Here is a 13,820-nt window from a genome sequence, read left to right on the forward strand (position 1 = left end):
ATCATGGCTCATGGAAAAAGGCCGACTCAAGGAGTCAGCCTTTATAAATCCCTAGCCTTATCCTTTGTTGGCAGGATAAAGCTTTCACCTTTTTCATATAGTGCAAGTGCTTTTTTTGTAATTTCTAAATTAGGTACGATTTTGTAAACAATAACCGCGGCGACAATACTAATAATTGCCCCAACAGCAACATCTGCTGGGTAATGGACACCAACCCAAATGCGTGAAATCCCTACAAGAACGGCTAGTGTAATCCATAAAAGCCCAATCTTTTTCTTAAAAAGCCAAAATATCATACAAAGAGAAAAAAATATGATTGTATGATCGCTTGGAAATGAATTATCTACAGCTTTTTCAATTAGCTGATTTACATTGGGTAGCTCGGCAAAAGGTTGATTATTGAAATGGAATTGCCCAGCAATTTTCCCAGCTATTTCAGCAAAAATAACAGTAACTACACCACATATAATCATCATGCGATTGCTATTTTTGCGGCTAAACCAATAGAAAATCATCGCTAATGCTAGAAAATAAACCGTATATTCAGCAATGAAGACAGCGCTGGAATTTAAATATGGATAATGTTTACCTAAATCATTAATCATGCGAAAAATCTCAACATTTACATCTGAAAAAGTCATTGATGGAATATACCCCCTTCTCTCCATATAAATAGTACCATTATAGCTTTATAAATAGCAATATTGTAAGATTGCCCATATGCAAACTTTCTCTTTTTTTTTAACAGTCTATAAGTTATTGTCTCAATAATGTTATAGTGTTATAATTTAGTAGCGTACTAAAGTAAAATATAACCTGATAAAGGTGGTATATTCTAAATGAAACGAATTGCAACTATTATTCTAGTATTAGCCGCAATCTTCACGATTGTAACTGGCTGCTCATCTAAATCTGCACCAGCAGAAAATAGGGGCAACACAGCAGCAGTTCCAGAAACAGACAAGCCTTTAGTGATTGGGGTCGATGATAAATTCGCACCAATGGGTTTCCGTGATGAAAATAATGAACTAGTAGGCTTTGATATTGATTATGCGAAAGCAGCAGCTGAAAAAATGGGAGTTGAGGTTACATTCCAACCAATTGATTGGAAAACGAAGGAGTCTGAGTTAAGTAGTGGGAGGATTGACCTTATTTGGAATGGTTACACTATTACTGAAGATCGTAAACAAAAAGTACTTTTCACAAAACCTTATTTAGCAAATGCACAAGTGATAGTGACACTCACTGGTTCAAAAATAACAAAATTAGCTGACTTAGAAGGTAAAGTTGTTGGTCTTCAATCACTTTCTTCTGCAGCAGATGCACTAGAGGCAAACTCGGTTAACGATAAAATTAAGACAGTTACTGAGTTTCCTGATAATGTTTTAGCATTGAATGACTTAAGAAGTGGACGCTTAGATGCTGTCGTTATAGATGAAGTGGTTATTGATTATTATATGGCAAAACAAGAGGATACATTTAAAATTCTTGATGAAACACTTGCACCTGAAGAATACGGAATCGGTGTGAAAAAAGGAAATGAAGAGCTTCTAAATAAGCTTCAAAAAGCACTTGATGAAATGAATGAGGAAGGAACAGCAGCTGAAATCTCAACAAAGTGGTTTGGCGAAAATAAAGTATTAAAGTAATTTTCAAATGGAAAAAGTAAAAGGGGCAGTCCCAGAAGTGTCAGGCATCTACGAAAGGTGCCAAGGCATCTGCATAGAGGTATGTGGTGCCTAAACATGATGAGACTGCTCCATTTTTTTTGGAGGAATCCGTACATGTCTATCGATTATTTAATTACTATACTTAAGCCGATGCTTGAAGGGGCGCAAATGACCGTGCTTTTATTTCTGATTGCAATTGTGGCGTCCATTCCGCTTGGATTTGCTTTAACACTTGCTGTTAAGAGTAGCTTTAAGCCATTGTCCTGGTTTGCCCATAGTTATATTTACGTAATGCGTGGCACGCCGCTATTACTGCAACTATTGCTTATTTGCTTCGGTTTGCCGATGCTCCCTGTTGTTGGAGAATATTTAGTTTTTGATCGGTTTGTAGCCGCTTGTCTTGGATTTATATTGAACTATGCTGCCTATTTTGCTGAAATATTCCGCGGCGGGCTTCTGGCGATTGATAAAGGTCAATATGAAGCAGCACAAGTCCTTGGATTAAATAAATGGCAGACAACGACACGGGTTATTTTGCCGCAAATGTTCCGTATTGCCCTTCCTGCGGTAGCAAATGAATCAATCACACTTGTCAAGGACACGGCGCTGCTTTATGCTGTAGCTGTACCAGAATTACTGCACTTTGCCCAGACAGCTGTGAACCGCGATTTTACAATCGTGCCCTTCTTTGTAGCTGGAATTATTTATTTACTAATGACGTTGTTGTTAACACTTTTCTTCAAATGGCTTGAAAAGCACTTTAGGTTTGAATAGGGGGGAAGAAATATGGCTATAATCGAAGTAACCAACCTCAAAAAATCGTATGGCAATTTAGAAGTACTTAAACAAATAACTTTTGATGTGAATAAAAATGATGTCGTGGCTGTCATTGGACCTTCAGGCTCTGGGAAAAGTACAATGCTTCGCAGCCTTGTTCATCTAGAGGAAATAAACGGAGGAAGCATTTCTGTTGATGGCGAATACTTAGTAAGGGATGGAAAATATTCAAGCCCACAAAATAGCAAACGAATCACTGCGAAAATGGGGATGGTTTTTCAACATTTCAATCTTTTCCCGCATCTTACTGTTAAAGAAAATTTAGAAATGGCGCCAAAATTATTAAAAAGGGGAACAGCATTAGAAATTCAGCAGCAAAGCACGGAGTTGCTTGAGAAAATTGGTCTTACTGACCGTGCAACCGCATATCCCGCAAACCTTTCAGGTGGCCAAAAACAAAGGGTTGCGATTGCTAGGGCACTGATGATGAATCCAGACATCCTTTTATTTGACGAGCCAACTTCGGCTTTGGACCCTGAACTAACTGGCGAAGTGCTTCAAGTAATGAAAGACCTTGCCAAAGAGCGTATGACAATGATTGTTGTCACCCATGAAATGGGATTTGCAAAAGAAGTAGCAAACCGCGTTATTTTCATGGATAATGGAGAAATTGTTGAATCAAGTCATCCATCAGAGCTATTTACAACTCCACAATTTGAAAGGACAAAAGCTTTCTTGAATCGCAGTTTGAAATAGATGACAACGTTCTATTATAAAAAGGATGAATAATGCATGGAACAATATAGTATTTTAATAGTTGATGGTTCAGCCGTAATGAGACGGACAATCACGAAGTTTTTTGAAAGTGATGCCCGCTTTGTTGTCGTTGGAATCGCAAGAACTGGTCTTGAAGCGGAGAAAAAGATAGTAAGTTTGAATCCAGACATCGTTATTCTTAACAGCGAAATAACGGATTTTGATGGCTTCGTAACCTTAAGAAGACTAATGAATAACAATAAATTGCAGAAAGCAGTGATTGTCTCTGCTGAAAACGAAGAGGATGCCAAAGTTTTAAAAGCATTAGAATACGGTGCAACTACGATAATTTTAAAGAAAAATATTGTTGGCGATACGAGCATCGCTGACCGGAAAGCAGAATTTATTTCAAAAATTGAAGCAATCATTCGCAATATAAAAAAAACTGGAACAAATTTTAAAGAAGAAAACGAAGAAAAAGAAAAAAATAAAGACAGACAAATTGAGTTAGTTTTTATCGGGACATCTACAGGCGGCCCTTCAGCATTACAAGCAATCCTTCCCCGTTTCCCTAAAGATTTTCCAGTTCCGATTATTGTTGATCAGCATATGCCGTTAGGCTTTACACAATCACTTGCCGCAAGGTTTAAGTCACTTTGTCAACTAGATGTGAAGGAAGCAGAGAACAATGAAGTTTTGCAAGCTGGCATAATTTATATCGCACCTTCTGGTTTTCAAACTACTTTACAGATGGTACACGGCAATCCTACTTTAAAAGTGTGGAACCATAAAAGCAGTGATGTGCTTTATAAACCATGCATTGATATAACCCTTACATCACTTGCACCAATCTATGGCTCCCATTTACTAGCTATTATTTTAACAGGGATGGGGTCTGATGGGTTAGAGGGGTGTAAATTAGTAAAAAACTTCCGTGGACATGTCATTATTGAAGCCGAACAATCTTGTGTTGTATACGGGATGCCAAAGGCAATCTTTGAATCAGGCTTTTATGATAAACAAGTACCCCTATCCGATATTTATAAGCAAATAAGATCTTATGTTTAACAAGAGGCTAACTCCTTCATTGTGGGGTGGCCTTTTTTGCAATTTTTATATTTAAATTAGAAGATGATATTTCACTAGTCGCAATCACGATTATGTAGTATTATTATTCCAAAGTATGCAAAAAAACGTAAAAAATGTAAGGCAATCTTTCTTTTGAGTGGGGTGGAGAGCTTGTTCGATGGGGTAAGAATCGGTGAACAGAAAGAAATTGTAGAAATTGTGGAAAATGATCGATTAACTGGGCTTATTAGCCGCGAAAGCTTCGAAAATTTTTTAGGCAAAGCATTAGCTAACTCAAATGGAAATATTACAATTATGTTTGTGGATATTAATCGCTTCAAATTTATTAATGATGCCTATGGGTTTTCCGTTGGCGATGAGGTTATTAAAAAAGCTGCGGAACGGATTAAAGAGTGTATTGGGAATGAAGGAATTATTGCTAGATTATATGGCGATGATTTCGGCATTTTGTTAATTGACTCCTATAACAATGAACAAATTGAAATCCTAGCTAATAAGCTTGTTGACCATTTTAAAGCGCCAATTCAAATCAACGATAATTTAGAACTCCACGTTTCAATAAGTGTAGGGATTAACCGCTGTGAAACCTCAGTAAGCAATGATGTTGACTCAACTTTAAAGAATGCATATCTTGCCTTGAACTTTGCGAAAGATAGTCAAAATGGAGAGTTTTGTTACTATAATTCATTTATTGACAAAATATCACAAAAGATTATTGGAATAGGGCTAGACATGCAGAAAGCTATTGAAAATAATGAATTTGTTTTAGCTTATCAGCCCAAGGTTGACCTTAGTAACTTTACAATATCAGGAATTGAAGGACTGTTAAGATGGAATCACCCTTTATATGGGCTAATTCCACCGAGCGAATTTATTCCAATTGCCGAAAGTACAAAGGAAATTATCCCCATTGGGAAATGGGTTATAGATGAAGGCTTTAAGCAAGCAACAAAATGGTTAGCAAACGGGATTAATTTCAAAAGATTAGCGTTAAACGTATCTCCGTTGCAATTTTATAGTTCTGATTTCGTGAAATTTATCGAGGAAATGTTACAATTCCATCATTTAGACCCGGAATTTGTTGAGTTAGAAATTACTGAAAGCGTGATGAATAACATTGGCAAAGCTTTAGATATTATTAATCAGTTAAGAAAGCTTGGTATCAAAATTACATTAGATGACTTTGGGACAGGCTTTTCATCACTAAATGTATTAAACAAATTGCCATTTGATTGTCTGAAAATAGATCAGACATTTGTTCGTCAACTCTTCACTGACAAAAAAACTGGAATACTCACAAGAATGATTATCCAAATGGGCAGAGAATTGGACATGGAATTAGTGGCGGAAGGTATTGAAAGAATGGACCAATTAACATATTTAAGGAATTGCAATTGTGATGTTGGCCAAGGCTTTTACTTTAGCAAGCCATTATTTGCGAAAGACCTTGAGGCTTATTTGCAAAAGTAGTTTTCTTTAATGCCAATGAAGGGCTGGTTTTTTATTTAAACCAGTCCTTTTTGAATGATTTCTCAATCTGAAATTTGCCTAAATAAATATTAGAAAAGTATTCATAATTAATAAGTTTTTAATAGGAAATATTGTGATAAAATATACCGAAATAACGTAGACATCATGAATATAGGGGGCATAAGATTGAGAAGGAGTTTAACGTGGCAACTAGGGATTATCATAATCTGTATCATTTTTGTTTCTATGATTATTACCTCTTTATCTAATTATTTTGTAAGCTATAAAAAAACAACGGAAGCAGCAGGAATTGAGGCGGTTGGATGTGCCAACATCACAACTGGTCTTGTCAATCCTAGTGACCTTCTTGAAGCAATGCGCGGGAATGAAGAAAAAACAAAAATGATTGAAAATACAATTAATTGGACAACTGAACATAAACGACTTTTTGATTCACATTATATTTTAAGCCTTGACGGAAAGATTTTAGCAGCGGATTTTAATATTAACCAGCAAGGATTCAAAGCGGGGGATAAATTCTATATTGATGAGAAAATTGTTAAAAGAATTATAGAAACAAAACACCCTGAATATTCATCTATTTATGAATTTGGGGGCAAGAAGCGCCTTACTGGATATGCGCCAATATTCAAAAATCATGACCCGAATCAAGAAATTGTCGCATTAAACGCAATTGATTTCGACGCAAAAATTGTAAAAGAGAGAACATGGGATTCTGTTAAAGATAGTTTTGCTCTAGGTCTGTTGCCTATGATTATTGCATGCTTAATTACGATTTATTTAATTAGAAGAAAAACCAAACCTATTAGTCAATTAATTGAGTACGCCAAAAAAATTGCTGAAGGGGATTTATCCGGCTCAGAAATAGAGAATAAAAGTAAAGATGAGATTGGTGATTTAGCAAGTGCCTTAAATTTCATGTTTAGGAATCTTAGAGAATTAATCTGTCAAATAAGATCCAGCACTGAAATGGTCGCTTCATCAGCAAATCATTTAACTGCAATTTCGGAACAATCCAACTATGCTACAAAACAAATTACTGAAACAATGAAAGAGGTAGCAAGCGGTGTTGATAAACAAACTAAAAATATAGAGCAAACATCTAAAACCGTTCATGATGTGTCCATTGGTGTTGACCAAATAAAAAATAATGCTGAAAGTGTATCATATATGGCAATGGAAGCCTCTGACAAGGCAACAGATGGCGGACAATCGATTCATAATGCTGTAAAGCAAATGAATTTAGTCAATCAAACTTTTAATGGATTAGCAGATATGGTACAAGGTTTAGGAGAACGTTCAAAAGAAATTGGTCAGATCATTGAAGTTATAACAGGTATTGCTGACCAAACAAATTTATTAGCTCTGAATGCGGCGATTGAGGCTGCAAGAGCTGGAGAGCATGGTCGTGGATTTTCTGTAGTTGCTGAAGAAGTTCGAAAACTTGCTGAGCAGTCTGCACATTCAGCACAGGAAATTTCAAGATTAATCTCAACTATCATGGAAGAAACAAAGCAAGTCGTTCAATCAATGGAAGTTGCCACACATGAAGTAAATTACGGCATCGAAGTAGTCAATACAGCGGGAAATTCCTTCGTTAGCATTGAGCATTCTGTCAATGATGTTACGACACAAATACAAGAAGTTACCGCAGCTGTTCAACATATGGCTGTCGATGCAGAACAAATTGTTAGATCAGTCGAGTTTATTGCGGAAATTGCAGGAGAAACAGCATCAGGTACACGAGAGGTAGCTGCATCTTCTGCGGATCAATTATCAAGTGTCGAAGGAATTTCTTCGTCAGCAGTAGCATTAGAAACGATGGCCAAGGAATTGCAACAGCTATTAAGTAAGTTTAAAGTATGATTGTAATGGGCGCATTTGGGAATCATAGCATAGCTTTGGTTCCTATTGTTGAGCAAAGACAACACGTTAAATTGGTGAAAAGAGTGAGGTGGTTATATGAGATATGCCATTACGTTTGTCATCGGTTTTTTAAGCTTTTTTACTCTGAAATTCTTTCAGGTTGACAACGTGTTCATAGTAGGTGCAGTAATCGTTTTAATATTAGTAGGTGTTATGTATCCATTGTTGCATGCCGTTCTTTTGGAGACGGATATTGATAAGATAGAGAGGTTTCTATTAAAAAATAAACGAAATCCAAATTTTTATATCATTTATGCATTGGCAAATGGGCTTGATGAAGATGTTAAGAATGTAACAGAAAAGCTGTTGCAAAAGTATAAGTCGCCATCACGTCAAGCCAATTATAAAATCGCGGAAGCCTTGTATTTTAAAGATATACCAGTCATACGTTCGCAGCTTGGACATATTAAGAACCCTCCCTATCAATCCTATTATCGGGCTATTATTTTATTAGAAGATGATGATATCGATGGTGCTAATAAGGTCATTGAAAAAATTTCATCGAAGTGGATGAAAAATGCCTTAATGGCTGAAAGGGAAAAAAAGCTAAACAACTTATCAGCAGCCAAAAGCTATGCGGAACAGGCAATACTGCATTCAAAAGGACTGCAAAGATATTTATTGCAGAAAACATTTGAATTGGAATTCAGTATATAGTGTCAGCTGGCAATAAAATGATATTCATCGGAAAAGACGAGACTACAATCTCGTCTTTTGATCAATTTTCCAGAAATCCTCTTCTCGAATTTTCATAGCCCCGTGCATAAAATTTTGCCGCAAATCAGGGTACTTCGTACTTAATTGCTTTACAAGGTCTTTCATTTCTTCACGTTTCGTATTTTTATCAGCAGGACAAGGGTTATGGATGACAGGGATGTTTTTTGCTTTAACAAAATGTATAATTGTCTTTTCTTCGATAGCAAGCATTGGACGGATTAAGGTAATGTTAGAGCGATCCAAATATGTTATGGGTTTAAAAACACCTAATTTCCCTCCATAAAAAAGGTTCATAAAAAAGGTCTCAATACCATCATCTAAATGGTGCCCATAGGCTAATTTATTACAATTTAATGAGGCTGCATATTCAAAAAGAATCCCTCTCCTTAAGTTAGCACATAAGGAACAAGGGTTTTTTTCTTGCTTATAATCAAAAACAATTTGACTAATGTTCGTTTCCTTTATGTAGAGCTTAGTCCCAAGTTCTTCAACGAACTTTTTTAAGGGCAATATGTCTAAATCCTCAAATCCTAGTGAAAGTGAAATCGGAATTAAATCAAAATGAAATGGAAGCTGTTCTCTTAAAATGGTTAATATATATAATAAAGTTGAACTATCTTTTCCGCCAGATAAGCCTATAGCTACTCTATCCCCCTCTTCTATCATTTTGTACTGTAAAATTGTTTTCTTAATAGGACTTAATAGCCGTTTTCTATCAGAATTGGATAATGTTAAAAGCATATCTTCTACTCCTTGAAAATAGTAGTTGTCTACGCAAGGTAATTGTAATGGCATTATAATAGATGTCCTACGAAAATAGAAGAAGAAATTACTATACGAACGGAGATTGTCAAAATGGCGGTCTTTTTTGACTAATGAAGCAGATTAGTTGAAAAACTATAATTGAATAAGAATATAGAAATAATATACGTTATACTAAAAGAAAGGTGGGATAGGAATGGAAAGAATTATTTTGTTTGATGGAGATTGTAATTTTTGTGATCAAAGCGTTCAATTCATCATAAAAAGAGACACGAAAGAACTTTTCAAATTCACTTCTTTACAAAGTGATATAGGAAAGGAACTATTGAATAAACATAATGCTCCAGAAAACATAGATAGTTTCGTTCTTATAGAAGGTGACAATTGCTATTTTAAGTCATCAGCAGCCCTTCGGGTTTGCAGAAACCTAAAAGGAGCGTGGAAGTTACCATATATCCTATTAGTTATTCCAAAACCTTTCAGAGACTTATTTTATGGAATTATCGCTAAAAATAGATATAAATGGTTCGGCAAAAAAGAAAGTTGTATGTTGCCTTCCCCAGAAGAAAGAACAAGGTTTTTATAATATGTAAGTATCTATACTTAAACGGGGGCGAATGCTGAACAAGGGAATTCACCTATCTTTGTTGAAGTAAAGAAGCAGGTTAATTCAATAATAGGATGGAGTTTTATGGCGATATAAAATTGTGTGAGGGGATAAGATGTGGGAAAAGAAAAATTTATTACAGAACAGCACAAGAACACACGTTCATTCTATCGGATTCTAGGTCCTGTACTTTTATTTATTGGGGCAATATGTTTAATTGTGGCACTTATAGACTTTTTTACACTTCAAGGATTTGAAGAACCAAAATTCTTTTGGTTATTTTTTGTAGCACTGCCTATTATTTTTATTGGGTTTGTACTAACAGGTTTTGGATTTGGCGGAGCTATTGCAAAGTATCAAAGTAGGGAATATGCTCCTGTGGTAAAGGATACATTTAATTACTTGGCAACTGAAACTACTTCTGGAGTGAAGGAAATCTCAAAAGCAATTCAAGAAGGGATTAACTCAACCCAATCATTAATATGTTACAAGTGTAACGAGAAAAATTCAATTCATGCAAAATTTTGTAGTTATTGTGGAGAGAAGTTAATGCAGATTTGCCCTCATTGCGAAGAGGGAAATACAGCCGATGCTCTATATTGTAATCGTTGTGGTAAATCCCTATGATAAATTTCGTGATATATACGTAAGCGTCAAATATTTAAATAAGTTCAAGGCGTAATCCTTTCAGTCCAATAATTCACAATAGCTAAACAAATAGGTATCAAATATTTATAGAATTTACCAAGTTTAACTTTACAACACAAAAATTGTCAGTTATACTGATAATCAGTAAGGCTGATTGTTTTTTTAGGAGGTGAATTTAAATCTGAGTAGTCTATTTGATTCTTATGGCTTTTTAACAGGAAAAATAGTTCAGTTATTTGAAGAAGATTTTATTAATCAATTAAAACAGTTTGAAATTGATGCAAGGCAATATGGTGTGTTGTTAAAAGTTTCCGAAAAACCAGGCATGTCACAAATACAAATTGCAGAAGAGTTAAAAATTGACCGTACAACAATGGCGGAACGAGCTGAACGCTTGGAATCAGAAAATTATATTTCAAGAATCAAGAATCCTCAAGATAAAAGGACTTATTGCCTTCACATTACATCGGAAGGTTTAGAGCTATTAGAAAAATGTTGGGAGCTATTACAACAATCCGAAAATAGAATATTGTCTCCATTAGGTGATGAAGAAAAAGTCTGTTTTAAAAATTGCTTATTAAAAATCTTTAATACATGGAGGGAAAATAATAATGAGTAAAATTGAATATTTTAAAAGCCGAGTTGATTCAACTTTTAGCCCGATGGATTATCTACAAGCAAAAAAAATGAATCCAGATAAGTATGTTTTGATTGATGTGAGAAATGGTACACCTGAATTGAAAAAGGAAAAGATTAGTGGTTCATTAGAAATTCCTCAGTCAGAGTTATCAAACCATTTATCTGAATTACCTAAAGATAAAGAGTTAGTAGTTTACTGTTGGGATGTATGGTGTAACACTGCATCTAAATCTGCCATTGTTCTTTTAGAAAATGGATTTTCAGTGAGAGAATTAAGCGGAGGGATTGCCTCTTGGAAGACAATGAATTTACCCACTACTTCTTTACTTGAATCCAACAATGAATATGGATGTTAAAAGCAATGTAACATTATAAACGCTATTATGGTTATCTCTTTACTAAATCACATACAAAAAGCATGGCAAATTTCCATGCTTTTCGTATGTGATTTAGTCTGTTATTTTAAATTTCGCACCTCAAAAGAGAACCTGTTAAGTTAATTCTCTTGGTTTTTTTGTTTAGACAGCATATTTCAAAATGTTGAAATGGGGAAAGGAATAAGACTGGCGGTTATAAGTGAATTTATTCAGATAAATATAAATTGTGAAGAAATGTACGAACGGGGGCATTACTTGAACAACGGTAATGCTCCTTTCTTCAAGGGTAGTTATAGTGGAACAAGGACATGATGGTTCTTTAAATTAAAAGGAGGATTTGTATGGGGAGAAGCTATGTCGCTATTATTACATATACATTAGCTCTTGTTTTATTGGGGTATTTTTCATTAAAGTCTTTAATTTATTCAGTAATGAATCCATCATTTCCAAACATTCAATTTATCCTAACCATAATTTTAATGATTGTGTTTAGTTGGGTAATAGGAATATCGGTAAAGAAATATATAAAAAAATATGCTAATGGAAATGAGAAAGTAGAATCAAACTTAAGAGTATTTTTTGTCGCTGGAACTGTTATTGCTTCAATACTTTTTCTTGTTTTATTTAAGTTAGCGTAATTCAAGTAATGGGGGCAATAGCAGTACAAGCTATCGCTTCTTCAACTATAGAAGCAGGATTGTTTAACAGGAGACAAGAAATAAATGGTAAAGCTATGGTAATGAAGAGAGGAGGAACTGAGTGTGCCGATTTTTTCTGTAATCGCATTTTCTGCCTTGATTGTAGCAATCTTGTCGTTATTTTTTGCCATCAAAGGTAAGTATCAACTTTACTGGATGTCTGCCATTGGAATTTATATTTTCAGTTTTTTAGCAGGTTTTTCGATAGGGCAAATAACAGTTGGTTTAACTTTTATACCATTAACTTTAGCTATTGGACATTCTTTTGGTTGGATAAAAAACAAAAGGAATTTTATTATTTTTCTCTTTTCAGGTGTCATAATTGGATTTCTTTTGGTGGTTTATGTTGGGAATTATTTATTTTATCCGTTCATTCCACTCTTCAACTAAAGGGATGCTATTCTTCAAGAAGGAGAATGACTTTTTCTTTTTGAAGTAGTTGAAGAATAATATAAAAAGATTTGTGTTTTACGGAGAGGGGACAATAATTTGTATTTATACCATATGGTAATTGGCGAAAAGGATAGCGACATATATATAAGCCCGCAAAATGCTTTAAATGAAGGATTAAGTCGTAGAACAGCAACAAGATGGTATGGAAACGGTGGTAATTTTTTTCCGGAATTAACCGACCGTTTTAGACCGCAAAGATTACCAAAATGGATTGATTTTAAAAATGCTGTCGGTGCCGATTTTGAACCACCTGACAAGCCTTACTTTAGATTTCCAGTATTTAGTGAGAGAATTTTAGTTTTTAATTTTGACATATCTAGTGATTTATTTGCTCATATTGAAGATATATATGATGGTGGCAAAGGGCGTTTTGTTGAAGGATTACCTTCAAAGGAAGATTTAATCAAACAGTATTGGGATAGTATGACTACAATCGATGAGTATTTGGAACACAAGCCATTTAAGAACCCTCAAATTGTAATTTTTGAAACAGTCCCAGGGAATTTAATTGAGTATATAGAGTGAATTCTTATTCAACTATTGGATGGGCTCTAACGCACCATAGTTGATCGACCTTCCTCATCCAGCCGTAGAATCAGTATCGACGGGGTAATCCATTTTCATTCTCTGTGGTGAAGCGCTGATTTTTGCGCTTCATGGGTGGCTATTGGGGGCTTATATACAGTATCAGCAATAAAACATTGATGTGTTAGCACCTTTTATCATTGTTTATATGTAAACGTAGATAAAGGTTAAGGACTTGACTTGGAACCCTCCGTAGGTATGATCTGTCTTGAAAGGCTATGGCAGGAGTTTCAACAGGCAGACCAGCCTACCATAACCGGTAGTCCCCCTTACTAAGAAGATTTTTTAAAATTTTTTTACCATAACTAGCACAATTACTGGGTATTTTTAGTGATTAACCATTTATTACCTTTGTGGTATATTAGACTAATAAAACCTTATTTTTAAACTTACTAAAGTTTCTTGGTAATCTTTTTTTACTACACATTTTAAAAGAAAACTAACTTGGGGGGTGTTCATATGGAAGGCAAACGTTTCACACGTAGAAGTTATTTAGCTTTAATTACAAATATACTTCTATCACTTTCGATTATCGGTTTGGATTTTATAAGTGTCAACGTTAGTGATAAATTGGGTGTATCGTTAGTATTCATATTTTTGATTGTATCAACATTATTTACATTTA

At 34.8% G+C, this 13,820-nt stretch carries 17 protein-coding genes; 15 read left to right on the forward strand and 2 right to left on the reverse strand.

All coding sequences use genetic code 11. The features are described 5' to 3' along the window. Nucleotides 1–41: 41 nt before the first annotated feature. Entirely contained in the window at nt 42–641 is a 600-nt protein-coding gene (locus GX497_02735) for an undecaprenyl-diphosphatase (protein HHY72144.1), read from the reverse strand. A gap of 198 nt (nt 642–839) precedes the next feature. Here GX497_02735 and GX497_02740 point away from each other — a divergent pair, with 198 nt between their 5' ends. The 7 genes from GX497_02740 to GX497_02770 all read left to right on the forward strand — a co-directional run bounded on the left by GX497_02740 (nt 840) and on the right by GX497_02770 (nt 8,366). Further along, complete coding sequence (locus GX497_02740; GenBank protein HHY72145.1) at nt 840–1,649, forward strand: amino acid ABC transporter substrate-binding protein; 810 nt, start codon at nt 840–842, stop codon at nt 1,647–1,649. A 135-nt stretch (nt 1,650–1,784) separates the two neighbouring features. Beyond that, nucleotides 1,785–2,444, forward strand: coding sequence for an amino acid ABC transporter permease (locus GX497_02745; GenBank protein ID HHY72146.1), 660 nt, complete (start codon nt 1,785–1,787; stop codon nt 2,442–2,444). Nucleotides 2,445–2,456: 12 nt separating this feature from the next. After that, nucleotides 2,457–3,203 (forward strand): amino acid ABC transporter ATP-binding protein, encoded by a 747-nt coding sequence (locus GX497_02750; GenBank protein HHY72147.1) that lies wholly within the window; start codon nt 2,457–2,459, stop codon nt 3,201–3,203. Between the two features lie 36 nt (nt 3,204–3,239). Then, on the forward strand, nt 3,240–4,271 hold the full coding sequence (cheB, locus tag GX497_02755; GenBank protein ID HHY72148.1) for a chemotaxis-specific protein-glutamate methyltransferase CheB: 1,032 nt from the start codon (nt 3,240–3,242) through the stop codon (nt 4,269–4,271). 171 nt (nt 4,272–4,442) lie between these two features. Beyond that, on the forward strand, nt 4,443–5,762 hold the full coding sequence (locus GX497_02760; GenBank protein HHY72149.1) for a bifunctional diguanylate cyclase/phosphodiesterase: 1,320 nt from the start codon (nt 4,443–4,445) through the stop codon (nt 5,760–5,762). A 186-nt stretch (nt 5,763–5,948) separates the two neighbouring features. After that, nucleotides 5,949–7,649, forward strand: a complete 1,701-nt coding sequence (locus GX497_02765; GenBank protein ID HHY72150.1) for a methyl-accepting chemotaxis protein — start codon at nt 5,949–5,951, stop codon at nt 7,647–7,649. A 96-nt stretch (nt 7,650–7,745) separates the two neighbouring features. Continuing rightward, nucleotides 7,746–8,366: a hypothetical protein gene (locus GX497_02770; protein HHY72151.1), complete on the forward strand. Its 621-nt coding sequence runs from the start codon at nt 7,746–7,748 to the stop codon at nt 8,364–8,366. Nucleotides 8,367–8,408: 42 nt separating this feature from the next. Here GX497_02770 and GX497_02775 read toward each other — a convergent pair whose 3' ends face one another. Further along, nucleotides 8,409–9,167, reverse strand: coding sequence for a tRNA 2-thiocytidine(32) synthetase TtcA (locus tag GX497_02775; protein HHY72152.1), 759 nt, complete (start codon nt 9,165–9,167; stop codon nt 8,409–8,411). A gap of 217 nt (nt 9,168–9,384) precedes the next feature. On the opposite strand from GX497_02775, the gene GX497_02780 reads away from it, so the two are divergent. The 8 genes from GX497_02780 to GX497_02815 form a co-directional block, all read left to right on the forward strand. Then, entirely contained in the window at nt 9,385–9,774 is a 390-nt protein-coding gene (locus tag GX497_02780; protein HHY72153.1) for a thiol-disulfide oxidoreductase DCC family protein, read from the forward strand. 138 nt (nt 9,775–9,912) lie between these two features. Beyond that, a complete protein-coding gene (locus GX497_02785; GenBank protein ID HHY72154.1) occupies nt 9,913–10,422 on the forward strand; it encodes a hypothetical protein in 510 nt (169 codons plus the stop codon). Nucleotides 10,423–10,624: 202 nt separating this feature from the next. After that, on the forward strand, nt 10,625–11,062 hold the full coding sequence (locus tag GX497_02790) for a MarR family transcriptional regulator (GenBank protein ID HHY72155.1): 438 nt from the start codon (nt 10,625–10,627) through the stop codon (nt 11,060–11,062). Next, the gene (locus GX497_02795) at nt 11,055–11,438 is read left to right on the forward strand and encodes a rhodanese-like domain-containing protein (protein HHY72156.1); all 384 of its coding nucleotides are present in this window, start codon (nt 11,055–11,057) and stop codon (nt 11,436–11,438) included. The genes GX497_02790 and GX497_02795 overlap by 8 nt, the downstream gene beginning before the upstream one ends. Nucleotides 11,439–11,800: 362 nt before the next feature. After that, nucleotides 11,801–12,097, forward strand: a complete 297-nt coding sequence (locus GX497_02800) for a hypothetical protein (protein ID HHY72157.1) — start codon at nt 11,801–11,803, stop codon at nt 12,095–12,097. A gap of 123 nt (nt 12,098–12,220) precedes the next feature. Continuing rightward, complete coding sequence (locus GX497_02805) at nt 12,221–12,547, forward strand: hypothetical protein (protein ID HHY72158.1); 327 nt, start codon at nt 12,221–12,223, stop codon at nt 12,545–12,547. 99 nt (nt 12,548–12,646) lie between these two features. Further along, nucleotides 12,647–13,135, forward strand: a complete 489-nt coding sequence (locus tag GX497_02810; protein HHY72159.1) for a hypothetical protein — start codon at nt 12,647–12,649, stop codon at nt 13,133–13,135. Nucleotides 13,136–13,654: 519 nt separating this feature from the next. Then, nucleotides 13,655–13,820: hypothetical protein (locus GX497_02815; protein ID HHY72160.1), on the forward strand; the 166-nt coding region annotated here is incomplete at its 3' end.

The organism is Bacillus sp. (in: firmicutes) (assembly GCA_012842745.1).
Classification (GTDB): Bacteria; Bacillota; Bacilli; order Bacillales; family Bacillaceae_J; genus Schinkia.

Coding starts and splice junctions, on each gene's coding strand:
- GX497_02770 (HHY72151.1), top strand. CDS start 7,746: ATGAGATATGCCATTACGTTTGTCATCGGTTTTTTAAGCTTTTTTACT.
- GX497_02740 (HHY72145.1), top strand. CDS start 840: ATGAAACGAATTGCAACTATTATTCTAGTATTAGCCGCAATCTTCACG.
- cheB (HHY72148.1), top strand. CDS start 3,240: ATGGAACAATATAGTATTTTAATAGTTGATGGTTCAGCCGTAATGAGA.
- GX497_02750 (HHY72147.1), top strand. CDS start 2,457: ATGGCTATAATCGAAGTAACCAACCTCAAAAAATCGTATGGCAATTTA.
- GX497_02735 (HHY72144.1), bottom strand. CDS start 641: ATGACTTTTTCAGATGTAAATGTTGAGATTTTTCGCATGATTAATGAT.
- GX497_02795 (HHY72156.1), top strand. CDS start 11,055: ATGAGTAAAATTGAATATTTTAAAAGCCGAGTTGATTCAACTTTTAGC.
- GX497_02800 (HHY72157.1), top strand. CDS start 11,801: ATGGGGAGAAGCTATGTCGCTATTATTACATATACATTAGCTCTTGTT.
- GX497_02780 (HHY72153.1), top strand. CDS start 9,385: ATGGAAAGAATTATTTTGTTTGATGGAGATTGTAATTTTTGTGATCAA.
- GX497_02745 (HHY72146.1), top strand. CDS start 1,785: ATGTCTATCGATTATTTAATTACTATACTTAAGCCGATGCTTGAAGGG.
- GX497_02775 (HHY72152.1), bottom strand. CDS start 9,167: ATGCTTTTAACATTATCCAATTCTGATAGAAAACGGCTATTAAGTCCT.